The following is a 24,065-nucleotide window of genomic DNA, read 5'->3' on the forward strand; positions in this document are numbered from 1 at the left end:
CGTGCATTCGCGACCGAATGTGCGGAGGCGCGAACGGCATCGTGCCGGCGTCCGACTCACTGTCTGCGAGAGATTTCATGACACGCTTCATTGCCCGTTCCAGGGCGCCTTTGCGGTTGGGTCTGGGCGGCGGCGGAACCGACGTGCCGCCTTATTCGGACCGGTTCGGCGGTCTGGCGCTCAATGTCACGATCGAGAAGTTCGCGTATGCGTCGATCGCGCCGCGCGACGACGCGAAGGTCGAACTGGTAGCGGCGGATACGGATACGCGCTGGATCGGTGCGGTGTCGCCGGTGCTCGAGGTGCAGAACGGGCTCGGGCTGCATGTCGGCGTCTACAACCGGATCGTGCGGGATTTTCATGGCGGTCATCCGTTGGCCGTCACGATCACGACATGCTCCGAAGCGCCGCCGGGATCCGGGCTCGGCTCGTCGTCGACGATCGTCGTCGCGCTGGTCAGGGCGTTCTGCGAACTGCTGTCGCTGCCGCTCGGCGAATACGACATCGCACACCTCGCGCACAACATCGAGCGAGAGGATCTCGGGCTCGCCGGCGGCAAGCAGGATCAATACGCGGCGACGTTCGGCGGACTGAACTTCATGGAGTTCTACGGCGATCGCGTGATCGTCAATCCGTTGCGGATCAAGCAGGAAATCAAGGCCGAGATGGAGGCGTCGCTCGTGCTGTATTACACCGGCGTATCGCGCGAGTCAGCCAATATCATCAAGGAACAGAGCAGCAACGTGACGGAGGGCGTCGTCGATTCGCTGGCCGCGTTGCACGAGGTCAAGGACGAAGCCGTACGCATGAAGGAAGCCGTGCTGCGCGCCGATTTCGATGCGTTCGCCGCGTCGATGCGCGACGCGTGGGAATCGAAGAAGCGGATGGCGAAGAACATCTCGAACTCGATGATCGACGATCTGTACCGGGTCGCGGTCCGGGCCGGCGCGAGGGCCGGCAAGGTGTCCGGCGCGGGCGGCGGCGGCTTCATGATGTTCTTCGTCGATCCGGTCGAACGGTCGGCCGTGATGCGCGCGCTGGACGCGTACAAGGGGATCAACGGCCAGGTGCTCAACTGTACGTTCACCGACATCGGTGCGCAGTCGTGGAGAAAGAATCAATGACGATCGGAGTGGAGAGCGAAATTCGCCAGACGCTGTCGGTGCTGACGGCGCTCGTATCCGACCGTGAGCAACTGGCGCGGATCGAACAGGTGGCCGAACGCGTGACGGAAGCGCTGCGAACTGGCAACAAGATCCTGCTCGCGGGCAACGGCGGCAGCGCCGCGGACGCGCAGCACATCGCCGGCGAATTCGTCAGCCGTTTCAATTTCGACCGGCCGGGGCTTGCGGCATTTGCGCTGACCGTGGACAGCTCGGTCATGACCGCGATCGGCAACGACTACGGTTACGAGAAGCTGTTCGAGCGCCAGCTTCAGGCGACCGGACGCCCCGGCGACATCTTCTGGGCGTATTCGACGTCGGGGCGTTCGCCGAACATTCTCCGCGCGCTGGAAGTCGCCAGGACGGCCGGCATGTTTTCCGTCGGCTTCACGGGAAACGGCCCGGGCGCCGCCGAGATGCGCAGGCGTGCCGACATCTGCATCGAGATTCCGTCCGCGTCGACGCCGAAGATCCAGGAAGGGCATCTCGTGTGCGGCCACATCGTTTGCGGCATCGTCGAAGAGCGGATCTTTGCATGAACGCGATGCTGCCCTGCCTGATCCTTGCCGGCGGCCTCGGTACGCGGCTGCGCCCGGTGTTGGGCGACGCGCTGCCGAAGGCGCTCGCGTCGATCGACGGCGAGCCGTTTCTGGGCTGGATGCTGCGAGGGCTGCAGCAGCAGGGCGTGACGGAAGTCGTGCTGTCGCTCGGCTACGGCAGCGGGCCGATCAAGTCGTTCGTGACGTCGCGCCGCTTCGGCATCGCGATTTCCGTGATCGAGGAAGACGAGCCGCTCGGTACCGGCGGCGCGATCGTTCACGCGCTGAACGCTCACGGCGCGCGCGACATGATCGTGATGAACGGCGATACGTTGTCGAATCTGGATCTGCGCGCGTTGTCGGCGTTTCATCATGCGACGCGTCCCGATCTCGTCGTGGCGGCGACGTGCGTCGACGATGCGTCGCGCTACGGCACGCTCGAATTCGATGCGAAGTCGCACCGGCTGTCGGCATTCCGCGAGAAACGCCCGGCGCGCGGCTACATCAATGCGGGCACGTATGTGGTCAACGCGAGCAAGCTGCTCGGCTTCACGCTGCCGACGAAGTTTTCGTTCGAACAGGATTTCCTCGCCGAACGGGTCGACACGCTCGACATCCGCGTATTCCCCGAAGTCACGTCGTTCATCGACATCGGCGTGCCGGCGGACTACCGGCGCGCGCAGACCGTGATTCCGCTGATGCTGGAGACCGGAACCAGTGAAGCGTAAAGCCCTGTTCCTGGATCGCGACGGCGTGATCAACATCGACTACGGCTACGTCCACCGGCAGCAGGACTGCGTGTTCGTCGACGGCATCTTCGATCTCGTGCGGCTGGCCAATGCGAGCGGTTACCAGGTGGTCGTCGTGACGAATCAGGCCGGCATCGGCCGCGGATATTTTTCGGAGTTGCAGTTCACCGCATTCATGGACTGGATGTGCCGCAGATTCGACGAGCGTGGCGCAAGAATCGACCGCGTCTATTTTTGTCCGCATCACCCGGTGGCCGGGATGGGCCGTTACCGGCAGGCATGTGCATGCCGGAAGCCGCAGCCCGGGATGTTGCACGACGCGCGGCGCGATCTCGACCTCGACCTGGCCGCGTCGGTCCTGGTCGGCGACAAGCCGTCCGATCTCGATGCCGGTGCGCGCGCCGGCGTCGGGCGTCGTTTCCTGTTCGTGGGCGACCGGGCGGGCCATGCGCCGGCCGATCCGGCGGCCGACGTCGTCGCGCGGCTGTCCGACATCGGTGCGGCGCTGCAACGCACGGGAATCGTCGCGGCGGGTGTGTAGCGGGCAGCGGCCTCGACGACTGCACGCCGAGACGAAACGAACGAGGACTCGACAACGGCTTGCCGGCCGTTGCGCCGGTCGGGCACGCGCGGGGCATCCAGGCTCCCGACGCAGCGCGCGCCGGGGCGGCACCGAAGGGTTTCCAGCCGGATTTTCAAAGACATGAACGTGAATCACAACGCGCGTAAAGCGGCGAAGCCAGCCGGATCTTCCATTCTGGAGTTCAGCATGAAGATGGACCGACCTGCATTGACCGGGCATCAGAACGAACCGAAACAGGCCGCCGGACATGCGACGCGGTTGTCGCCGATCGATTTGCTGGAGAACGTGCTCGACAACGGGCGCCTGTTCGCGGCCGTGCTCGCCGCCTGCCTGTTGCTGGCGATCGTCTATGCGATCGCTGCAACGCCCGTGTATTCGGCCGACACGCTGATCCAGATCGAGGAGAACAAGGCCAGCGCACTGGGGTCGCTGTCGTCGATCTCCAAGGCGCTCGATATCCAGAACTCGGCGGTGGTTGGCGAAATCGACATCGTCCGTTCGCGCTCGGTCGTTCTGGAAGCGATGAATGCGACGGCCGCACAGGCCGAGGTGTCGGTCGAGAACCGGTTTCCGATCGTCGGCGGGCTGATCGGTTCGTTCCTGCCCAAGGACGCGAACGGCCTCGTCGACGCACCGCTCGGGATGTCGTCGTGGGCATGGGGCGGCGAGCGTCTGGAGTTCAGGACGTTCGAGGTGCCGGACGCGCAGATCGGCAAGGCACTGACGTTCGATTATCTCGACGGCAACCGATTCCGGTTGACGGACCGCGGCGGCCAGGTGGTGCTGAGCGGGGTGGTCGGCGTGCCGAGCGCGAGCGACGGCTATCGCGTGGACGTGGCACGGATCGTCGCGCGCCCCGGCGCTCAATTCCGCGTGCGGCGCGTCGCCACCGACGTGCGTCTCGAAGCGATCCTGAAGAAACTCGGCGTGACCGAGACGAAGCGCCAGTCGGGCATCATGCAACTGAGTTTCGAGGATGCCGATCCCGTCTTTGCCGCGCGCATGCTCAATGCGATCGCCGCAGCCTACCTGAACTTCAACGCGAGACGCCGCGCCGACGATGCCGAGCGCAGCCTCACGTTCCTCAACGCGCAGATGCCGCTCGTCAAGGCCCGGCTGCAACAGGCCGAGCAGGCGCTGAACACGTTCCGCAATCAGCAGGGTTCGATCGACGCACAGGGCGATATCCGGCTGCTGGTCGAGCAACTGGCGCTCGTCGACAAGTCGCGGCTCGAAACCCGGCTCGAGTATCAGGATCTGCTGTCGAAATACGTACCGGGGCAGCCGCAGGTCGTTGCGGCGGCCAACAAGCTGAAGGAACTCGACAAGCAGGCCGCCGTGTTGAAGGACAAGGCCGCGCGCCTGCCGTCGCAGCAGCAGACGTACTTGCGTCTCGCGCGCGACGTCGAGGTCAACAACCAGCTCTATGTCGGATTGCTGAATAATACGCAGCAGTTGCAGATCGCGGAAGCCGGAACGGTCGGCAACGCGTCGATCGTCGACAAGGCGATCGTGAGCGACAAGCCGATCCGGCCGAAGCGCCTGATCGCGATCCTGGCCGGCGCGGTGATCGGGCTGATGCTCGGGTTTCTCGCGGCGCAGGGTCGTGCATTGCTGTCCGGCCGCATTCGCGATCCGCATGAGCTGGAAGCGGCGTTCGGCATCCCGATGCTCGGCATTCTGCCGAATTCGCGGCGCCAGGCCGATGCGGATGCGAACCGCACGCCGGCCTTCATCGCGACACAGGAGCCGGCCGACGAGCCGCTGGCCGATGCGATGGACAGCCTGGCGCTGACGTTGCGACACCGGCTGGCGGCCTATGGCGGCGACGCGAAGGTCGTGCTCGTGTCGTCCGCGGCGCCCGCCCAGGGCAAGTCGATGATCGCCGCCAACCTCGCGTACCTGTTCGCCGAGAAGGGGCTCAAGACGGTGATCGTCGATGCCAACGTGCGCGCGCCCGCGCTGCATCGCTATCTGCCGGTCGCCGCGTCGCCGGGCCTGTCCGACGTATTGAAGGGCGCGCTGCCGGCCGACGAGGCGATCACGCGCGTGGCCGGGAAGCTCGATGCGCTGTCCGCCGGCACCCAGCGCGCGTCCGCGCGCAACCTCTTCGACGTCGCGCGTCTCGACAAGCTGGTCGTGTCGTTGCGCAGCGGCTACGACATGGTCATCGTGGATGCGCCGTCCGCGCTGCCGGTGGCCGACATCGCGGCCTTGTCGCGCGTGGCCGACATGACGCTGTTGGTGGTGCGCCAGGGTTCGGCGAACTCGGCCGGCATGGCGGACGCGCTCGACGGCCTGCGCAAGATCGGTGTGCGCATCGACGGGCTGGTGTTCAACGGCTTCGAGCCGTCGCCGTTGCACGGCGTTCGCCGGATCGGCGCGGGTTTTGCCGCGGCGCGCGCCTGACCGCTCGGGGGGAGTCGATGCAATCGGGCGAGGAGTGCGACGCATGAGTGATTCGATGGCGGGCAATGACGGACTGCGGCGCGAGTCGCCCGCGGTGCGGGTCGTGTGGTTTCTCGGCCCGCGTCCGGTGAGCTGGAACGGCGTCATGCGATACAGCCTCAAATGTATCGATTTCATCCCTGCAATGGCGGGATTCGACGTGGAGGCGGTCGACATTCCGGCCGAGCCGCGTTCGTTCCTGCGCTACTGGACGCAGTTCGTGCTGTATCCGCTGCGTGCGATCGCGGCGGCGCGTGCCGGGCACTTCGTGATGCTGTATCAGGAAGACCTGGCCTTCATGATTCCGCCGATCCGGTGGGCGGGCGGCCGCGTCGGCATCGTGCTGCATCACGTGCAGCGTCCGGGGCAGGTGCGCGGCGTCGTCGAGCAGTTGAAGAATGCGTACATGCGATTGACGCAGTCGCTGATCGCGACCGCGGACGCGGTGCTCGTGCCGTCGGACGTGACCGCGCAGGAAGCACTGGCGGAGCTGCGCATCCGCGCCGACCGGATCCAGGTCGTTCCCAATGCGTTCGACGATCGCTATGCGCCGATCGACGCCGCGGTGCGAGAACGGGCGCGCGCGATGCTGCTCGCGCGCTTCGGTATCGACGTCGGCGACGCGCTGGTGGTGCTGAACGTCGGCTCGGACGAAACGCGCAAGAATAATGCGACGCTGTTTCGCGCGCTGGCGTCGCTCGGACGCAAGGACGTGATGGTGCTGCGGGTAGGCAGCGCACACACCCAGGCGAACCGCGACGAATGCCGCGGCATTGCCGCGCAGGCGGGCTTCGCCGCCCATTTCGTCGAGAACGTCGGTGACGAGGATCTCGGCTACTTTTTCCAGGCATCGGATCTGTATGTCTCGCCGACGTTGCACGAAGGCTTCGGTCGCACGGTGATCGAGGCGCAGTTCGTCGGCGTGCCGGTCGTCGCGTCCGATTTGCCGGTGTACCGCTACACGATGGGCGAGTCGTTCGTGGCCGTCGCCGATGCGATGGATGCCGCCGAATGGGGCCGGCAGATCGAACGGGTCGCCGGCGACCCGTCGCTGCGCGCCGCTCTGGTGAGCGCAGGGCGGGCGAACGCACGGCGTTTTTCGTCCGGCGCGGTCAGCGCGCAACTGCACGATGCGCTGGAGCGAGCCGTGCATGACCGGCCGCGCGCCGGCCGGGCGGACGTGTGAAAGAGGCGACGATGCGAACGATTCACGCCGGCGGCCGAGCCGCGGCGCTCACGGGCGTGACCGTGCCGACGCTGCTCGTGCTCGCGTTGAGCGTCAATGCGATGCTGCCGGCGCTCGGTGCGATGGAGCCGAGCGCGACCTGCACGTTGCTGGCGGCGGTCTCGGGCGTGATCGCGCTGATCGTCGCGCGCCCGGTGTTCGCCGTGTCGGTGCTGTACACGCTGGTGATCGGACTGACCGCGTTCGTTGCCGGCGTCGGGATCGAGTCCGGCGGATTCCTGCGGGAAACGGACATCTTCGGCGTCGCGAACGGCGCGTTCAGCCGGCTGCTGTCGTTCTACGTCATTTTCGTCGCGTGCGCGTTGTTCACGTTCGACCGGCTCCTGAACGTGCGCGCCGGCCATCCGCCGATCCGCGCGCGGATGACGCTTCAGCCGGTCAGCGTGGCGCTCGGGCTGGGGCTGGTCGGCGCGATCCTCGCGACGGGCGTGCTGGCCGGCCTGACGGGCGGCTTCGCGGTGCTGAGCGGCGTGAACCGCTACGCCCTGCGCAACGACGCGTCGAACAGCACGCTGTTCAACCTGTTCCTGAACAACCAGACGTTCGTCGCGGTGCTGCTCGGCACCTTCTGCACGAGTTCGAAGCGGGCCGTGCGCTGGACGTCCGTGTGCCTGATCGTGGTCGATCTGGTGCTCGAGGCGTTGCACGGCGAGCAGTTCATGGCCGTGCTGCACGTATGTCTGACCGTCCTGATCCCGTTCATCGCGATCCATGCAATGAACGGCAAGCCGGTGATGCGCTACCTGGGAATCGGCTCGGTCATCGCGCTCGTGATCGGCAGCGTGTCGGTGTTCTACGCGTACCGGGGGCAGGGGCTCGACGTCGCGGAGACGGTGGTGTCGCGGTTTCTCGAACAGGGGCAGGCGTGGTACGTGGTGGACGGCGACGCACACCTGTTCAGCGCACCGACGTTCGGGGGCATGGCGGCGTTCGCGCGCTTCATCGGTTCGCTGGGCTCGTTCACCGAGCCGACGTTCTTCAGCGATGCGCCGGTGAGCGGGCTGCGCGACCTGATGCTGTCGTACGGCACGCCGGAGATCCTGAAGGCCTACGTGTTCGACGACGTGACGTTCACGATGGGCAACATGGCGGTGCCGGTCTACTGGTTCGGCTACGCGGGCGGCGCGCTCTTCATTGCGCTGACGGGCGCGATCTACGGCGTCGCGAGCGCGGTGCTGATCCTGGTCGCGATGCGCGGCGGGGTCGTGATGCTGTGGCTGACCACGAAGATCTTTGCCTACGCGACCTATGCGATGCAGCAGGGCGATTACTGGACATTGTTCGGCGCGCGCACGCTGTTCTACCTGGCGATCGCGCTGATCTGGTGGCATTGCATCGACGCGCGGCGCGTGCATGCCGATGCGACGCGGACGGGGACATCTTGAACGCGTTCGTCAGGCTTCTGTTTTCGTCGTTCGCGGGCGTGGTGTGCGAAAAGATCATCGGGGCGCTCGCGGCGATCGCGAGCAATCACCTGTTTGCGAACATCTACGGCGCGCGGCTGTTCGGCGAGCTGCAGTTCGCGTTGTCGCTGGCCTACGTGATCGGCAGCGTCGCGCTGATTTTCGGCGCACAGGTGATCCAGCCGATCCTCGGCAAGCACCCGCGCCTGCGGCACATGGTCGTCTACCGCGCGTTCCGCCTGCGGCTCACGTTGACGCTGGCCGTCATGCTGCTGTTCATGGGGATCGTGGTGATCGTGATGCGGCCGTCGAGTGTCTCCGAGCTCACGTTGATCGCGGCCTTTGCGTTGATCGTCGAGCCGATCGCCCTCGGTTCGCTGATGGCCTACGCCGAATCGAAGCCGTGGGTGATCACGCGGGCGCGGGCGTACGCCAGCTGCGTGCGCGTGCTGTGGCTGTACGTCGCGGCACACGCGTCGCTGGGCGTGGTCGTCGCCGCGTTCGCATGGCCGCTCGAGGCTTGCGTGGCGGCCGCGGCGCCGTTCAGCCGCTATCGCGAGCTGGCGTTGAAGTCGCCGAAATCGTTTCGCGGCAGCGCGGCAGTCACGAAAGCGCTGGTCGTGCGCGGGCTGCGGATCTGGCCGGCCATTGCGGCCAGCGTGCTGGTCCTGCGCATGGACCGGCTGCTGCTCGGCGTGCTGGTGTCCAAGGCCGATCTCGGCATCTATGCGTCGGCGGCGTCGCTGGTCGAACAGTGGAACTCGGTCGGCACGACGCTGGCGCTGGCATTGGCGCCGAGCATGGTCTTTTCCGCGCGGACCGAGCCGCTCGTGCGCGCCAAGGCATTGAAGCTCGGCCTGTATCTCGGCCTCGTCGGCTGTGTCGCGTGGGTCGGCAGCTACGTCGTCGGCCGCAAGGTGTTTCTGATGATCTACGGGCCGGCGTTCGTGCAGGGCGTGCCGGTCATGATCTACGCGACCGGCTGCGCGATCGCCACGTTCGTCGATGCGGGGCTGAGCACCTGGCTCCTGGCCGTGCGGCGCTACCGGCTCATCATGATCAAGCAGGTGCTGATCGTCGCGGCGATCGTCGCCGCGCCGTTCGTCATGCCGCGCACGCTGGTGATGTACGCGCCTTCGACGGGCATTGCGGTATCGCTCGTCGTGTTCTGGTGCGTGGTGCTCGGGAATCTCGCGTTCACGCGGGAGCGGCCATGAGCCGGTGTGCGGGCGGTTGTTCGCCGCGCCGGCATGAGCCGTCGGAACATGGAATCGGGAAGGTTTCGGATCGTTGGGGAGGTCGCTCGTGAAAAACCGGGTGCTGATGGTGATGACGCGGGACATTCCGCAAGACGTATCGAACGGACGGGAGCGCACGCTGAGCTTCATCCGGAAGGCAATCGGCGACCAGATGGACGTTTCCGAATTCAAGATCCGCTCGGTGTTCGAGGACGGCGGCTGGCGCGCGAAGATCGGCGCGGCGGTGCGGGTCGGATGGAGCGTGTTGCGCGGCGCGCCGTGCGCGCTTCAGGTGGCGATGTTTTCGCATCCGCGCAAGCGCACGGCGCTGCTGCGCGCCGTCGAGGCGATCAAGCCGGACGTGATCTATTTCGACGGCATCCGGCTCGTCGATTACGCGATCCTGGTGCGGCGCAGCGTGCCCGGCTGCCGGATCGTCGTGGATTTCGACGATCTCATGTCGCGCCGCGCGAACATCCTGCGCGAGCAGGATTTTCCGTTGTCGGCCGGGTATCTGGAGAAGTCGATTCCGGGGCCGTTCGTCCGGCTCGTCAATGCGAGGCTGGTCCGCAACGCATTCCTCGGCTATGAAGCATTCGCGCTGAAACGGCAGGAGCGCGCGGCGATCGGCTCGTCGCATGCCGTTACGCTCGTCTCGACGGAGGACGCGCAGTCGCTGCGGCGCTCCCTCACGAACGACGAGGCCGTGAAGACGCACGTGATCGCGCCGCCGATGCATGCGCTGGTGCCGATGCGGCGTCCGGCGGTGCCGTTCCGGTTCGTCTTCATCGGTTCGGACCGGCAGTTGCAGAACCGGCTCGCGATCGAATTCCTGGTCGCGTTGTGGGCGCGTATCCGGCCGGCCACGCCGCTGGTGATCTACGGACGCATGGCCGGCCGGTACGCGCCCGTTCCGAACGTCGAGTTCGCCGGGTTCGCGCCGACGCAGGCGGATGTCTACACCGGGTGCTCGATCGCGTTGTGTCCTGCTTTTCTGCGCGGCGGCATCAAATCGAAGGTGCTGGAGGCGGTTTCGTACGGTTGCGTGCCGGTCGGCAACGAAGCCGCCTTCGAGGGGCTCGGATTCCACGACGACGCGCTTGCGATGAGCGACTCGAGACTGGAGCGGTTCGTCGCCGATCCGGCCGCGGATCTCGATCGCGTCGTGGCGGCGGCCACGCGCTTCGCCGGGTACTGCGAGCGGCATTTCAGCACGCCGGTATTCGATCGTCGGTGGCGCGAGCTCATCGCGCCGCCGGCAGGCAGTCCGTCGTGACGGACGCCGCAACGAAGAGGAGAGCCTCGATGGTGTGACCCGAACGGCTCGCGGCCGGCCGGCTGCAGGACCTTGCATGTGCGGCATGGATACCTGAAAGGGGAAGGCTGGCGCGGGCGATTTGCCGTCCTGCGGCCGATCGATTCAGCAGTCGGGCCGAAGGGCGTCGTACCCATTCTTCACCGATACCTAATAGAAAATGAGACCGATCATATTTGGCGGACGGTTCGGATGGCTGCATCCGGGCAACGGGACGCGGGGCGTCGTCCTGTGCAACGCTTACGGACACGAATCCGTCTGGAGTCACGGCGGCATGCGGAATCTGGCGGATCGCCTGTCGGCGCTCGGGATGCCGGTGCTGCGTTTCGATTACCGCGGCACCGGCGATTCCGCCGGGGCCGATGGCGCGAACGACCAGTTCGAAACGGCCGTCGACGACGTGCGCGCGGCCGTCGCGCGATTGCGCGAGGAAACCGGCGTGACCCGCGTGACGCTGTGCGGCCTGCGGCTGGGCGCGGCATTCGCGTTGCTTGCGGCGAACCGCGGCGACGTCGATCAGCTCGTGTTGCTGGCGCCGGTGGCAAGCGGGCGCAGCTACGTGCGCGAGCTGTCGATCATGCGCAATATCTGGCTCGACCAGTTGCCGGCGCCGCTGCGCGCGGCCCAGCCGAAAGACGCGCCGCTCAACGTGCTCGGCCAGGTCTACAGTGCGGCGTTCCGTACGCGGCTCAATGCATTCGACGCGATCGACGCGTTGACGGACGGCACGGATGCGCCGGCAGCGGGAACGCTGATCGTCGACATGAGCGGCGGCGGCACCGAACCGCTGCGCAAGCGGCTCGAAGCGCTGGGCGGCAAAGTCGAGCAAAGGCCGTTCGAAGGCTATGCGGCATTCATGCAGGAAACGACGTTCTCGCGCTTGCCGACGCGCGTGTTCGACGCCGTCGTCGACTGGATCGCGGCCACCGATGGCCGGCAGCAACCGTCGGCGCGCACCGTGCAGAAAACGGACTGGGATCCCGACCTGATGCTGCGCACGCCGGAAGCATGCGAGCGGCCGGTTCGATTCGGGGCGGCCGGCCGCCTGTTCGGCATCCTGTGCACGCCCCACGAGATGCACGACCGGGGGCCGGTTGTGCTGATCACGAACACATCGGCGAGTCCGCACGTCGGCGACAGCCGGCTGTCGGTGCGGATTGCCCGCGAACTCGCGCGCCGCGGCATCGCGTCGCTGCGGTTCGACGGACGGGGGATCGGCGACAGCTCGCCGGTGCAGGGCGGCAGCGCGCCGCAAGATGCGCGCCAGCCGGTCTATTCGAGCGCCGTCGTCGAGGACGTCGCGACGGCAGCCCACTGGTTGAAGGAGCAGGGGTATCGGCAGATCGTGGCGTTCGGCATCTGCTCGGGCGCGTACAGCGCATTGCGGGCGGCGCTCGTGGGACGCGCGCTGTCGGGCGTCATATCGGTGAACCTGCAGCGTTTCCATATGCCCGAAGGCATCTCGACCGACGCGCTGCGCGAGCATCGCCCCAATTCGATGGCCGGCTACCGGTCGTCGTTCTTCGAGCTGAAGAAATGGAAGCAGGTGCTGAGCGGCGATCGAAAGATCATGCCGTTCGTCCGGCTCGTGCTGAAGCGCTGGGCGACGACGCTGGCCGTGCGGATCGGCGCATGGCGACGCCGGATCGTCGGCTGGTCGTGCGCGGAGACGACGCCGGTCGATCCGCACGAGATCCTGCGTGCGCTGCAGCGCAAGGAGGTGAGCACGTTGCTGGTCTGCGGCGCATACGACAGCAGCCTCGACCTGGTGACGATGTATTTCGGCCCGCGCGGAAAGCGGCTGTCGCGATTTGCCGGCGCGCGCGCCGTCGTCCTCGACGATCTCGATCACAGCGTGTTCGGTCCGCATGCCGCCGACGCGGTGGTCGGGCTGTGCAGCGAATTCGTCAAGGGGCTCGAATCGCGTCGCGCGACGGCGGCGACGATCGTCAACGCGGAGTCGCCGGCGTGATTCGACCGGGGTCGGGCTGTGTCACATGTCGCACAGTCGGCCCACCGGTGCGGTGATACGGTAACGCGTCTGTTCTCCGGCGACACCGCCGACCTCCACGCGACCATGACGATGCATTCCGAACACGCCGGACGTCTGGACCATATCGATGCGATGCGCGCCGTCGCGGTCCTGCTCGTCATCTGGACGCACTACGCCGAGCGGTTCGTCGCGCTGGCGGGCGCTCAGCAGTGGCTCGACACGCTGCAGCGCTCCGTCAATTTCGGACGGATCGGCGTGGTGGTCTTTTTCGGCATCAGCGGCCTGTTGATTCCGGTCAGTTTGCGCGGCCCGGCCGGCCCGGGCACGCGGCGCTTTCTGATCCGCCGTTTCCTGCGGTTGTATCCGGCGTTCTGGCTGTCCGTTCCGATCGGCTGCGTCGTCTTCTGGACGTTGTTCGGCAAACCGGTGAGCGCGGCGCTGCTGATCGCCAATGCGACGATGATTCCGACGGCGTTCGGGCAGGAGCCCGTCATGGGGCATTACTGGACGCTCGAAACGGAACTGTATTTCTACGGGCTTTGCCTCGTGCTGTTCTGGTGGGGCGGGCTGCACCGGCTGCGCGACCTGTCGTTCGCCTGCATCGGGCTGTGCTCGGTGTTCGTGATCACCGTCGCGCTGCATGTCTTTCCCGACGACACGCTGGGCCAGTACAAGGCCATGCCGTACCACCTCGCGATCATGTTCTGGGGCGCATGTTTTCGTCAGGCCTACGACCGGCCGCTCGACACGCTGCGAATGAGATGGAGGCGCGGCGAACACGGCGGCATCACGCTGACGTACCGGTCCGTGGCGGGGCTGTTGACGGCGATGATCGTCGGCGTGGCGCTCGTCGGCGCGGCCAACGACTGGCGGCATCACAACGTCGATCATCTGCCGTCGTCGCTGGCCTATGTAGCCGGCATCGCGATCTTCGTGGCGATGGCGACGGTACTGAAAGTCCGTGCGCGCGCGATGGCGAAGCTGGGCGAGGTCAGCTACTCGATTTACCTGTTTCACGCGATCCCGTTGTTCGGGTTCTACTGGCTGTGCGAACACTACCGATGGACCGGGTGGCCGCTGGGCGTCTACATGATCGTTCCGGTCGTGCCTTTGATTGCGTTGTCGTACCTGAGCTACCGGTATTGCGAGGCGCCCTGTGTGCGGCTCGCGCATCGCCTGACCGCATCGCGGCAGCGCGGCGATCTGCCGGCCGGCAATCGGTCGGTCGATGCGACGCCGGACCCGGTACGCAATGGATGGCGCGCGGACGGATGAAACGGCCTGGAACGGCTTGGAAACGGCGATCCCGTGTTGCCGATACGAATGGAATGGACGATACGGAGCGCAGACGATGCTGACGAGTACGGTGGTGCATGACGATGGCGGCGGCATGCCGCGATGCCGGATGGTTCGACACACGTTCGGGATACCGAATTGAACGGGGTATCGCGAATCGGCTCCCGCGCGGAAGCGACGCGCATCGTCGTCGTGAACGACTACGCGCGCAAGGCTGGCGCGGAGGAGGTCTACCAGACCTCCATCGAGGTGCTGCGCAATATCCCGGACGTGGACGTGTACTCGTTCGACGAGACGAACTTCCCGGCGGGCAAGGGCGCGTTCACGCGCGGCTGGAACCGCGCCGCGGCGGGCGCACTGGCGACGTTGCTCGACGACGTGCGTCCGCATCGCGTGCTCGTGCACAACTATCACAATCTGCTGACGCAATCGATCCTGCCGGTACTCGCGCGGCGGCGCCGGGAGCAGGGCTTCCGCACGTATCTCACGTGCCACGACTACCATTTGGTGTTCTACAACCCGAACCTGCTCGCCTATCGGGACGGGCGTCCGGTGCCGGTTCCGGTCGATGCGCTGTCGAATCCGGCGCGCTTGCTCGCGCTGGCGAGCCCGCGCGGGCGGCTGTACGACACGGTGAAGAAACTGCACTGGCACGCGGTGTATGCGTATTGCAATCCGCGCGACGTATTCGACCTGTTCCTGTGCCCGAGCCCCTACATGCGCACGGCGCTGGCGCAGCGAGGCATCACGCGCACCGCGCTGCTGCCGAATCCGGTGAGCACGCTGGCGGAACCATTCCCGCCGCGCGTGTGCGATCGCGAGCAGTTCGATCTCGCATACGTGGGGCGGCTCGATGCGGAGAAGGGCATTCACGAGTTCATCGAGCTGGCGCGCCAGACGGCGTTCCGCCGTATCGGCAGCCTGACGCTGTACGGCGACGGCACACTGCGCGCGGAGCTCGAAACGCGCCACCAGGATCTGGTTCAGGCCGGCCGGTTGCGTTTCGCCGGGCGACTCGGCCACGGCGAGCTGTTTCATGCGCTGCGCGCGCACGATGCACTGGTGCTGCCGTCCGTCTGGGCCGAAAACGCGCCGCTCGTGCTGGTCGAGGCGGCCACGCTGGGGCTGCCGGTGCTCGCGCACGAGATCGGCAGCCTGTCGACGTTCGGCAGCGAGATCGGCAACAAGATCCTGTACCGGAATTCGCTGGCCGGCCTGACGAGTGCGCTGGACGAATTGGGGCGTCACCTGCACGTCGCCGATCGGCGCTACGATTGTTCGGCTTACACGCCGTCGCGCTACGCGGCGCAGCTTGCGTCGTGGATGGGGCTCGGCGGGCAGCGGGGCGATTAGCAGCGCAGCGGATTCGCCGACCCGGGCGGGTTCGGCTAGTACCCATGCCGGCCGCGCGTTCATCCCGCGGCCGCGAAACTTTAACAAGAGGAATGTTATGCGGGCATTGCGGCGCATCGTGGCGGTCGCGCTTGGCGCACTGGCGTTGTCGGCCGTCTACGGCTATTGCCAGAGCGGCGAGCGGGTGATGGCGCTCGCGCCGGCCAATACGTCCGGCAGCCGCGATTTCAAGGGATCGTCGAACGGGCTGCTCGCCGGCACGTCGTCGATATCGAAAATCGACGTGCACACGTTGCTGTACCCGGGCAGCACGACGCAGGTGCTCGCGCACTACCTGCCGTGGTGGGGCCCCGACCTGCGCGGCGTGAACGTCGGCTATCGATCCGACGATCCCCGCCAGGCGTTTCGCACCTTCGCCGACATGCGGTCGCGAGGTATCGACGGCGTGATCGTCGACTGGTACGGCGCGGGCCATTTCGTCGACACCGCGTGGCAGGCATCGCTGCCCGAACTGGCGAAGTTTCCCGGGATGACGTTCTCGATCATGATCGACAGCGGTTCCTTCAAGTTCAATGCGTGCCGCGGCTGCGACCTGACCGGAACGATCCTGCACAACCTCGCGTACATCAGCCGCGAATACTTCACGTCGAGCCAGTATCTGCGCTACGAAGGTCATCCGGTCGTGTCCGAGTTCGGTATGGATGCGGTCGGCAAGGCGGACTGGGCACGGATTCACGCGGCGTACCCCGACATCTACTGGATTCATACGTTGACGCAGGGTTTCGATCTTCCGTACAGCAAGGGCGCGTACGTGTGGGCGCAGCCGTCGTCGTGGGTCACGCCGCACGCGGTCGGCATACGGCGCGACCTGCAGTATCGCGAGCGCTTTTACGACATCGCACGGAATCAGCCGCCCGGGACGATCGCGGTCGGCGGCGTGTGGAGCGGCTTCGACGATACGAAAGCGTCGTGGGGCGCCGCGGCGCCGCGCTTTCTTGCGCCGTCGTGCGGTCGGACCTGGCTGGACACGTTCAGGAGCATCAACGAGCGCTATAGCGTGCGGCAACAATTGCCGTTCGTTCAACTGATCACCTGGAACGACTACGAGGAAGGCAGCGCGCTCGAAACCGGCATCGCCAGTTGCACCGCAATCGATGCGCAGCCCGTGGGCGCGAGCGTGACCGTCAGGATCACCCATCCGGAGACCGTCGACCATCTCGAGCTGTACGAGCGGCTCGCCGACGGATCGTTCACGCTGGCCGGCCGCTATCCGACGGATACGACGAGCATTCCGCTGCCGGGCGCCCGGGCCGGCACCTACTTCATCAAGGCGGTCGGCAAGCCGTTCATCCAGAACGTCGTGTCGACAGCGATCGTCGTGCGCTGACGTGCGGGCGCAATGCCCGTGCGGTCAGCACGCGTCGCCCGTCGACGGTGCGGCAAGCACGACCGCCTTCTGTGTAGCCGGTTCGGGCGGTGCGCACGTCGGCCGCCCATACTGATCGTCAAAGCGGACGATATCGTCCTCGCCGAGATAGTCGCCCGATTGCACCTCGATGATTTCGAGCGGAATCCGGCCGGGATTCTCGAGGCGATGTACTTCGCCGACGGCGATATACGTCGATTCGTTCTCGCACAGCAGGAACGTCTCGGCGCCGCGCGTCACCTTCGCGGTGCCGCGCACGACGATCCAGTGTTCGGCGCGGTGGTAGTGCATCTGCAGCGACAGCCGCTTGCCGGGTTCGACGACGATCCGCTTCACCTGGAAGCGTGCGCCGAGATCGATCGAATCGTAATGACCCCACGGCCGCTGCACCTTGCGGTGCTCGCTCGCCTGCGGGCGCCGGTCGGTCTTCAGGCGCTCGACGATGTTCTTCACGCGCTGCACGTCGTGCTTGTTCGCCACCAGCACTGCATCGGCCGTCTCGATCACGACGACGTCCTTCATCCCGACGCATGCGATGAGGCGGCCTTCCGAGCGTACGAGGCTGTCCTGCGTATCCTCGAACACGATCGGGCCGCGCGCGACGTTGCCGTGATCGTCCTTCGGCATGATTTCCCAGATCGCATCCCACGTGCCGACGTCCGACCAGCCGGCGGCGAGCGGCACCACGATGCCTTCGATGCCGAGCTCGCCGTGTTCCGCGAGGCGCTCCATCACCGCATAGTCGATCGAATCCGACGGGCACGCGTCGAAGGCCGCCGCATCGATCCGGAAGAACGGATCGTCGGCGACGCCCGCGCGCCACGCGCTCTCGCAGGCTGCGTGGATGTCCGGCGCGAGCGTGCCGATCGCCTTCAGCCAGACCGATGCGCGCGTGACGAAGATCCCGCTGTTCCACCAGTAATCGCCCGATTGCAGATAGCGTTCGGCGAGCGTCGCATCGGGTTTCTCGACGAAACGCCCGATCGCGTAGCCGCCCTGGCTGCCGTGGCGGCCCGAACGCGGCTCGCCGACCTGGATGTAGCCGTAGCCCGTCTCCGCGCGGCGCGGCAGCACGCCGAGCGTGACGATCGCGCCTTCCTGCGCATAGCGCGCCGCGCGTGCGATCGCGTCCTGGAACGCGCCGACGTCGACGATCACGTGATCGGCCGGCATCACCGCGAGCACGGGATCGTCCGCGAGCGCGCTCGCGTCGAGCGCGGCAAGCGTCAGCGCGGGCGCGGTGTTGCGCGCGGCCGGCTCCAGCAGGATGCGGGCGGGCGCCGAGCGGCCGTGCACCTGCTCGGCGCTCATGAAGCGATGCTGTTCGCCGCATACGAGCAGCAGCGTGTCGCCGAGCGACGCGTTCGCGATACCGTTCAGGCGGCGCGCCGTCGCCGACAGCGGCGATTCGTTCGATACCAGTTCGATCAGTTGCTTCGGATACTGCTCGCGCGACAGCGGCCACAGCCGCGTGCCGGAGCCGCCGGCGAGAATCACCGGCAGGATGCTCGGCAGATCGGGTTCGGGAACCGGACGAAGGGTGCGGGTCATCGGTTCGCTCCGGTATCGGCGGGTAGCAGGGGGCGAGCGCGGCCGTCGGCGCGCGCGTCGTCGTTGCGCGAGACCGAAACGGCGCGCGACAGCAGATGCCGCAGCGCGCCGGCCGCACGGTCGGCCGACCGTATCAGGCCGACGTACGGCGCGCCCTGTTCGAGATACGGTCCGTAGGCCTTGCGGAATCCGAACTGTTTGTAGAACGCCTGACGCGGCGCAGGCACGTGCGTGCGCACCGCGGTGTCCGGCCATGCGGCCTGCGCGGCGGTAAGCGCGCGCCCGATCAAGCGTTCGAGCGTGTCGTCGTCGCGGCAGCTTTCACTCGTCAGCACCTTGTCGATCACCACGTCCGGATCGATGTCGTCGCCGGGCAGGATGCGCGCGTAGGCCGCGACTTCCGTGGTGTCGCCGTCGCGCACGCTCGCATAGACGTGCAGTGCGCCGGCGTCCTTGCCGTCGATGTCGAGATGCGTGTGTGCGTCCTCGACCACCAGCACGGCGTTGCGCGCGCGCAGGATTGCATAGAGATCGACGGCGCTCAGATGTTCGAATTCACAACAATGCCATTCCATGATGCTGTCCTCGCGTGATGCCTTCGGCATGCCGCATCGCACGGATGCGATCGATCCGTGCGGCGCGGCGATCTTCATCATCCGGATGCGTGGTGCAGCGGTCTGTTCGAAAGCGTACTCACACTCCGGATTCGCATGCGCGACGCGGGATACCAGGCGATGCGCGCGCCGCGGGAGCGCCGCAATGTGCGGTAGCACACACCGTCGGGGCCGGTGCTTTTTCATAATGGATTCATCGTGGCGGCTGCAATGAAGCGGGCCGGCCGACATCGCACGCAAACGCGGCGCCGGGAGACGGGACCGGGCAGTGCGATCGCCTACGACGACGGCCGGCCGCGCACGACAGTGCCGGGCACAGGTTCGCCGACGATCGCGTGGTGCGGGCCGGACGACGTGATCTCCCGGCATCCCGTCGATCCTGCCCGCCCGCACGGCGTGCTCACCCGCATCGGTACGCTGACGCTCGCGCGCTTGCACCGCCGTGGTGATCGGCCGGTGCGTCCGCTTGGCGGATCGTGCAAGGACGGCCATCATGCTGCACCGCACGACTCGTGCGGCCGGCGCCCGGAATCCGAGCCGGTTCGGCGGGAATTCGCCGAAAAAGGGGCCGCGCGGCGTGAAGCCGGTGATTACGACGTGTAACGGCCGGGCGGCCCGCGCGCCGGCGCGATGCGATGCGGCGACCCGGCGGCGAACGCGATTATGTGGTCCGTGGCGCACGGTACTTGGCTTTTTTGGGGATTTCGATGGAAACCGCGGGCAATCGACAGGATCAATCTTGCGGAAAAGTAGTATTTGCCACTGATTGACGGGAATGGTCAGAGATAATCAAATCTCAGTGGTCAAAAGCGCGCAGCGCCGGGCCACGGGCAGCGTAACCGACTGATTCACGTTTATCTTTTGGTAACAAGGCCAACTCGAAACGGGGTGTAAATTCAGGTGCGGATGAAATGGGGTCGTCAATCCCGGCGCGGTTTGGCGGCCTTCCGGTTCAGCATCGGGCGCGACTGTCGTGTACGACGCGACGCACATGCGGACGGCGTTTTCGTTTGCCGGCGTGCCCCGCCTGACGGCGGGTCGCATCAAAGCCGGGATGTCACGGCTCCTGCAGTCGCGCATTCCGTTCGAGTTCGATGACAACGAGGCCGGATGACATCCGGCTCGACCTCCGGGGGTTCTCGCCGTGTGCAGTTTCGATCTTCGCCAAGGCTGCGGAAACGCAGCGCGGAAAGGCGGCCATGCGCCGCCGGCCGCAGCGCACGCGAACGGTTCGCGGAGTGCAGAGAGTGATGGTTCGTTATGAATATGCCAATAACGCGCGATAAGAGCGCCGGCGCGGGGAGCGGTAACGGGCAGCGTCCGCTGATTTACTGGACGCAGTCGCCGTCCGTGATGCTGCGAAAGGAATTGTCGCGCCGCGACTGGAAAGTGTCGGTCGTCGCGCATGCGAACGAGCTGCGCGACACGTCCGGCGAAATTACCTGCGGCATTCTCGATTTGAGCGGCGGCCACGCCGATGCGATCGGCAGCATCGCGTCGACCTGTGCGTCGATGCGCGACGTCGTCTGGGTGGCGCTCGTGGACGCCGGCCAGACCGCGTCGCCGAACGTGCGCGCGCTGTTGCGCGACTACTGCTTCGACTACGTCACGCTGCCGGCGTCGCACCAGCGGATCGCCGATACGGTCGGCCATGCCTACGGCATGGAGTGCCTGTTCGCCCGCGATCGCGAACAGCTCGAATCGGAGGAAAAAGGCATCGTCGGCACCTGCAGCGCGATGCTGCGGCTGTTCGATACGGTGCGGCGTTTCGCGCGCACCGACGCACCGGTGTTCGTGTTCGGCGAAACGGGAACCGGCAAGGAACTCACGGCCGTCGCGATCCATCGTCATTCGGAGCGGCGCAACGGCCCGTTCGTCGCGGTCAACTGCGGCGCGATTCCGCCACATCTGCTGCAATCCGAACTGTTCGGCTACGAGCGCGGCGCGTTTACCGGCGCGAACGCGCGCAAGATCGGCTACGTCGAGGCCGCGAACGGCGGCACGCTGCTGCTCGACGAAATCGGCGACCTGCCGCACGAAAGCCAGGCGAGCCTGCTGCGGTTTCTGCAGGAACGTTCGATTCATCGTCTTGGCGGCAGCGATCCGGTTCCGGTCGATGTCCGGATCGTGTCGGCGACGCACGTCGATCTGCGCGATGCGATGGAGGAAGGGCGTTTTCGCGCCGACCTGTTCCACCGTCTGTGCGTGATGCGCATCGACCAGCCGCCGCTGCGCGCGCGCGGCAAGGACATCGAACTACTCGCGCACCACATGCTCGAACGTTTCCGCGGCGATGCGCGCCATCGCGTGCGCGGGTTCTCGACGGATGCGATCACGGCGCTCTACAAGCACGACTGGCCGGGCAATGTCCGCGAATTGATCAATCGCGTGCGCCGTGCGGTCGTGATGACGGAAGGACGCCTGATCACCGCGCGGGATCTCGAGCTCGAATACTGTCTCGACGCGGCGTCGCCGTCGGTGGCCGACATCCGCAAGTCGATCGAGCGCGAGGCGATCGAAACCGCGTTGCTGCGCACGCGCGGGCGCGTCGCCGCTTCCGCGCGCGAACTCGGCGTGTCGCGCGCGACGCTGTATCGCTGGATGGAGGCGTACGGTATCGAGCGGCCGCGCGGAACGGGCTCGTCCGACTGATACGCGGCAACCCGATGCTCGCGGCCGCCGCGAGCGTCGCGTCAGCCGGCCTGGGTGGCCCGCACCGCGCGCGCGGCGTTCACGGCCCGGATTTCCACGGCGGGCGGCGCATCGTCGTCAGCCGGCTTCCCGTCGATTCGCAATGGAATGAGCGCGACGCGCGCCGGCGTGCCGGGCGCGAGATGGAACCAGTCGTCGCTCGGCATGAAACCCGGTGCGTCGATCTGCACGTGGCGTGCGACATGCCGCGTGTCGATGTCGACGTGCCAGGTCGCGCCGGTGCGCGATACGCACGCCTCGATTCCCGGTTCGCGACGCGCCAGCACGGCCGGATGCGTACGGGACGGGAAATGGAACGCCTGCGACAGCAGCGTGCCGTCGTCGGCGCGCAGCGTCGCGACGACGGTATCGTGTTCGCAGGGGCCGAAGCGGTACGCGTAGGTCCAGTCGAAGAAGCGGCCGAGTAACTCGGCCGAGCCGAGCCGCACCGTGTCGTGCGCGGCGATCCGCACCGGGCAGCCGGCCCGTGCGACCGGCGTGCGGCCGTCGCGCAGCGCGACCAGCTCGACAGCGGCCGACAGCGGCGCCGGGCGCTCGTTGACCACGTGCACGTCGAGCCCGTTCAGGCCTTCGTCCACGAGCAGCACCTGGATCGGCTGCAGTACCTGGCGCAGCGCATACCATGCCGATTTCGGGCGATGCGCGGCGTCGATCACGCCCCATCCGGCGCCCGGCATCACGTCCTGGAACTGCCACACGAGCGCGCCGGCGCAACGCGAACCGGTGCGTCGCCATTCGGAAAACGTCTCGCGCATCACGTCCGCGATCACCGCACGCGACAGCTCGAAGTAGCGCGCCGGATCCTCGCGTCGCAGCCGGTCGGGCGCGACGTCGTACAGCGTCTGCAGATAGTGGTCGCGAATATCGTCGAAATCCCACGACGTGCCGGGGTCGCGCGGCACGGCCGCCTTCCAGCGCGGTTCGTGCACGCCGGGTGAGCCGAGCTCCGCGAGCGTCGCATCGCACGGCACGTTCGCGAACGCGAGGCATTCGCTCGCGAAGCGCACGTCCGAGCGGCGCGCGTCGTCGAGCGGACGCAGGTACGCGCCGACGCCGTAGTAGTGCGACACGCGTTCGCGCGGCGTGAACGGCAGCACGCCGCCGTCGGGCGAATCGGGCACGTACGGGACGTCGGGGCGGTGCGCGGTTGCGTGGCCGGCCAGCCGGTCGGCCGTCAGCTCGAGGAAGCGCTGTTTCGGCCCGAGTCCCGACATCGCGGCCTGCTGCGCGATCTCGCTGCCGCCGCACAGCACCGCAAGCGACGGCGACGCGCCGTGACGCGAGAGAAACTGGCTCGCTTCGCGATCGACGTTGGCCGCGAACGCGGGATCGTCGAGCGCGTAGTCGAAGTTCGCGAAACCGAAGTCCTGCCAGACCAGCAGCCCGAGCCGGTCGCACCATGCGTGGAATGCGTCGGCCTCGTACGTCATCGTGCCGCCGACGCGGATCATGTTGAAGCCGGCGTCGCGTGCGAGCCCGAGCAGGCGGCCGTAGGTCGCGTCGTCCGCGTGCAGCGCGAGCGGTGCGGCGCTGCTCCAGCATGCGCCGCGTGCGAACACCGGCACGCCGTTGATGCGCAGCCCGAACCCTTTGCCGTCGGCGCCGGCATCGATCTCGATCGTGCGAAAACCCGTCGAGCCGAGCGGCCGGCGGGCAGCGCCGATATGCAGCGCGATCTCGTAGAGCGCCGGTTCGCCGTGCGTATGCGGCCACCAGCGACGCACGTTCGGTATCGCAACGCTTGCGCGCAGTTGGTCGGCGCCGGCACGTTCGAGCGTCGCGTGATGCTCGCCGCACGACAGCCGCGCCGCGAGCGCATCGGGCAGCGGCGCGGCGAACGTCAGTTCCGCGTCGAGCCAGCCCGTGTCGCCTTCGATACGTGCCTGCAGTTTGCAATCGGCCAGAACGGGGCCGTCGGCCGGATCGAGCACGTCGACGGGCCGCCACGGGCCGGTGGGTACATACGGCGGAAACCAGCCCGGCATGTGGCCGAACAGCGACGTGCGGATCGTGCGCAGCGCGGCCGGTTCGGCGAGCCGCGTGCGCCAGCGCGCACGGCGCGGCGCGTGCGCGTCGCGCAGGTGCGGCGCGAGCGCGCGGAAACAGACGGTCAGCCGGTGCGTGCCGTCGAGCGACACTGGCACGTCGTGCGCGACGAACATGCTGTCCGAGCGGTGGATCGGCGTGTCGTCGAGCCATGCGTGGGCGAGCGTCGCGAGGCCGTGAAAGCGCAGGATGCGCGGCCCGCGCCCGCGCAGCTCGAGCCGGTACCAGTGGTCGCGCTCGTCGAGCGACGCGGCTTCGTCGAGCCGGCCGGCCAGCGCGAGCGCCTGCGCGACCGTGCCGGGCACCGGCGCCGCGATCCAGCCGTCGTGGTCGGCCGGGAGCTCGCGCGGATCGCGCACGGCGCCCGCGGCCGTCGCCAGCATCGACCAC

Annotated in this window: 18 protein-coding genes; 15 read left to right on the forward strand and 3 right to left on the reverse strand. The window is 67.0% G+C overall.

The annotated features are described in order from the left end of the window. Nucleotides 1-77 precede the first annotated feature (77 nt). From C4B30_RS20055 to C4B30_RS20115, 13 genes are all read left to right on the forward strand, one after another. Nucleotides 78-1,124 carry a GHMP family kinase ATP-binding protein gene (locus tag C4B30_RS20055; protein ID WP_027782853.1) on the forward strand — a complete coding sequence of 349 codons (1,047 nt, stop codon included), beginning with the start codon at nucleotides 78-80 and terminating at the stop codon, nucleotides 1,122-1,124. Next, a complete protein-coding gene (locus C4B30_RS20060) occupies nucleotides 1,121-1,702 on the forward strand; it encodes a D-sedoheptulose-7-phosphate isomerase (protein WP_089501635.1) in 582 nt (193 codons plus the stop codon). The genes C4B30_RS20055 and C4B30_RS20060 overlap by 4 nt, the downstream gene beginning before the upstream one ends. After that, the gene (locus C4B30_RS20065) at nucleotides 1,699-2,430 is read left to right on the forward strand and encodes a nucleotidyltransferase family protein (protein ID WP_234015444.1); all 732 of its coding nucleotides are present in this window, start codon (nucleotides 1,699-1,701) and stop codon (nucleotides 2,428-2,430) included. Before C4B30_RS20060 ends, C4B30_RS20065 begins: the two co-directional genes overlap by 4 nt. After that, nucleotides 2,420-2,992 (forward strand): D-glycero-beta-D-manno-heptose 1,7-bisphosphate 7-phosphatase, encoded by a 573-nt coding sequence (gmhB, locus tag C4B30_RS20070; RefSeq protein ID WP_105132909.1) that lies wholly within the window; start codon nucleotides 2,420-2,422, stop codon nucleotides 2,990-2,992. The genes C4B30_RS20065 and gmhB overlap by 11 nt, the downstream gene beginning before the upstream one ends. Nucleotides 2,993-3,220: 228 nt before the next feature. After that, nucleotides 3,221-5,443: a GNVR domain-containing protein gene (locus C4B30_RS20075; protein ID WP_234015449.1), complete on the forward strand. Its 2,223-nt coding sequence runs from the start codon at nucleotides 3,221-3,223 to the stop codon at nucleotides 5,441-5,443. 43 nt (nucleotides 5,444-5,486) lie between these two features. Further along, the gene (locus C4B30_RS20080) at nucleotides 5,487-6,668 is read left to right on the forward strand and encodes a glycosyltransferase (RefSeq protein WP_105132911.1); all 1,182 of its coding nucleotides are present in this window, start codon (nucleotides 5,487-5,489) and stop codon (nucleotides 6,666-6,668) included. Between the two features lie 11 nt (nucleotides 6,669-6,679). Next, nucleotides 6,680-8,113 carry a DUF6418 domain-containing protein gene (locus C4B30_RS20085; RefSeq protein ID WP_234015445.1) on the forward strand — a complete coding sequence of 478 codons (1,434 nt, stop codon included), beginning with the start codon at nucleotides 6,680-6,682 and terminating at the stop codon, nucleotides 8,111-8,113. Further along, entirely contained in the window at nucleotides 8,110-9,348 is a 1,239-nt protein-coding gene (locus C4B30_RS20090) for a hypothetical protein (protein WP_158683510.1), read from the forward strand. The genes C4B30_RS20085 and C4B30_RS20090 overlap by 4 nt, the downstream gene beginning before the upstream one ends. Before the next feature lie 88 nt (nucleotides 9,349-9,436). Then, nucleotides 9,437-10,645, forward strand: coding sequence for a glycosyltransferase (locus tag C4B30_RS20095; RefSeq protein ID WP_158683512.1), 1,209 nt, complete (start codon nucleotides 9,437-9,439; stop codon nucleotides 10,643-10,645). Between the two features lie 199 nt (nucleotides 10,646-10,844). Further along, nucleotides 10,845-12,656, forward strand: a complete 1,812-nt coding sequence (locus C4B30_RS20100) for an alpha/beta hydrolase (RefSeq protein WP_105132914.1) — start codon at nucleotides 10,845-10,847, stop codon at nucleotides 12,654-12,656. A 111-nt stretch (nucleotides 12,657-12,767) separates the two neighbouring features. After that, on the forward strand, nucleotides 12,768-13,952 hold the full coding sequence (locus C4B30_RS20105; protein WP_105132962.1) for an acyltransferase family protein: 1,185 nt from the start codon (nucleotides 12,768-12,770) through the stop codon (nucleotides 13,950-13,952). A gap of 159 nt (nucleotides 13,953-14,111) precedes the next feature. Continuing rightward, a complete protein-coding gene (locus C4B30_RS20110) occupies nucleotides 14,112-15,326 on the forward strand; it encodes a glycosyltransferase family 4 protein (RefSeq protein WP_105132915.1) in 1,215 nt (404 codons plus the stop codon). A gap of 97 nt (nucleotides 15,327-15,423) precedes the next feature. Then, nucleotides 15,424-16,713 carry a hypothetical protein gene (locus C4B30_RS20115; RefSeq protein WP_051421345.1) on the forward strand — a complete coding sequence of 430 codons (1,290 nt, stop codon included), beginning with the start codon at nucleotides 15,424-15,426 and terminating at the stop codon, nucleotides 16,711-16,713. A 24-nt stretch (nucleotides 16,714-16,737) separates the two neighbouring features. Here C4B30_RS20115 and C4B30_RS20120 read toward each other — a convergent pair whose 3' ends face one another. After that, nucleotides 16,738-18,303, reverse strand: coding sequence for a mannose-1-phosphate guanylyltransferase/mannose-6-phosphate isomerase (locus tag C4B30_RS20120; RefSeq protein WP_105132916.1), 1,566 nt, complete (start codon nucleotides 18,301-18,303; stop codon nucleotides 16,738-16,740). Continuing rightward, complete coding sequence (locus tag C4B30_RS20125; RefSeq protein WP_027782865.1) at nucleotides 18,300-18,878, reverse strand: drug:proton antiporter; 579 nt, start codon at nucleotides 18,876-18,878, stop codon at nucleotides 18,300-18,302. Before C4B30_RS20125 ends, C4B30_RS20120 begins: the two co-directional genes overlap by 4 nt. Nucleotides 18,879-19,127: 249 nt before the next feature. On the opposite strand from C4B30_RS20125, the gene C4B30_RS20130 reads away from it, so the two are divergent. Next, complete coding sequence (locus tag C4B30_RS20130) at nucleotides 19,128-19,520, forward strand: hypothetical protein (protein WP_105132917.1); 393 nt, start codon at nucleotides 19,128-19,130, stop codon at nucleotides 19,518-19,520. A gap of 657 nt (nucleotides 19,521-20,177) precedes the next feature. Further along, complete coding sequence (locus tag C4B30_RS20135) at nucleotides 20,178-21,569, forward strand: sigma-54 dependent transcriptional regulator (RefSeq protein ID WP_034185283.1); 1,392 nt, start codon at nucleotides 20,178-20,180, stop codon at nucleotides 21,567-21,569. A 41-nt stretch (nucleotides 21,570-21,610) separates the two neighbouring features. On the opposite strand, the gene C4B30_RS20140 is transcribed toward C4B30_RS20135, so the two are convergent. Continuing rightward, nucleotides 21,611-24,058 (reverse strand): glycoside hydrolase family 2 protein, encoded by a 2,448-nt coding sequence (locus C4B30_RS20140; RefSeq protein WP_234015447.1) that lies wholly within the window; start codon nucleotides 24,056-24,058, stop codon nucleotides 21,611-21,613. Nucleotides 24,059-24,065 lie beyond the last annotated feature (7 nt).

It is taken from the genome of Burkholderia sp. BE12 (assembly GCF_002959955.1).
Lineage (GTDB): Bacteria > Pseudomonadota > Gammaproteobacteria > Burkholderiales > Burkholderiaceae > Burkholderia.

Bases quoted from the DNA above. Each gene is read 5' to 3' on its own strand.
- C4B30_RS20055 (WP_027782853.1), top strand. From the start codon at position 78: ATGACACGCTTCATTGCCCGTTCCAGGGCGCCTTTGCGGTTGGGTCTG.
- C4B30_RS20060 (WP_089501635.1), top strand. From the start codon at position 1,121: ATGACGATCGGAGTGGAGAGCGAAATTCGCCAGACGCTGTCGGTGCTG.
- C4B30_RS20065 (WP_234015444.1), top strand. From the start codon at position 1,699: ATGAACGCGATGCTGCCCTGCCTGATCCTTGCCGGCGGCCTCGGTACG.
- C4B30_RS20075 (WP_234015449.1), top strand. From the start codon at position 3,221: ATGAAGATGGACCGACCTGCATTGACCGGGCATCAGAACGAACCGAAA.
- C4B30_RS20080 (WP_105132911.1), top strand. From the start codon at position 5,487: ATGAGTGATTCGATGGCGGGCAATGACGGACTGCGGCGCGAGTCGCCC.
- C4B30_RS20085 (WP_234015445.1), top strand. From the start codon at position 6,680: ATGCGAACGATTCACGCCGGCGGCCGAGCCGCGGCGCTCACGGGCGTG.
- C4B30_RS20100 (WP_105132914.1), top strand. From the start codon at position 10,845: ATGAGACCGATCATATTTGGCGGACGGTTCGGATGGCTGCATCCGGGC.
- C4B30_RS20105 (WP_105132962.1), top strand. From the start codon at position 12,768: ATGCATTCCGAACACGCCGGACGTCTGGACCATATCGATGCGATGCGC.
- C4B30_RS20115 (WP_051421345.1), top strand. From the start codon at position 15,424: ATGCGGGCATTGCGGCGCATCGTGGCGGTCGCGCTTGGCGCACTGGCG.
- C4B30_RS20120 (WP_105132916.1), bottom strand. From the start codon at position 18,303: ATGACCCGCACCCTTCGTCCGGTTCCCGAACCCGATCTGCCGAGCATC.
- C4B30_RS20125 (WP_027782865.1), bottom strand. From the start codon at position 18,878: ATGGAATGGCATTGTTGTGAATTCGAACATCTGAGCGCCGTCGATCTC.
- C4B30_RS20130 (WP_105132917.1), top strand. From the start codon at position 19,128: ATGAAGCGGGCCGGCCGACATCGCACGCAAACGCGGCGCCGGGAGACG.
- C4B30_RS20135 (WP_034185283.1), top strand. From the start codon at position 20,178: ATGAATATGCCAATAACGCGCGATAAGAGCGCCGGCGCGGGGAGCGGT.
- C4B30_RS20140 (WP_234015447.1), bottom strand. From the start codon at position 24,058: ATGCTGGCGACGGCCGCGGGCGCCGTGCGCGATCCGCGCGAGCTCCCG.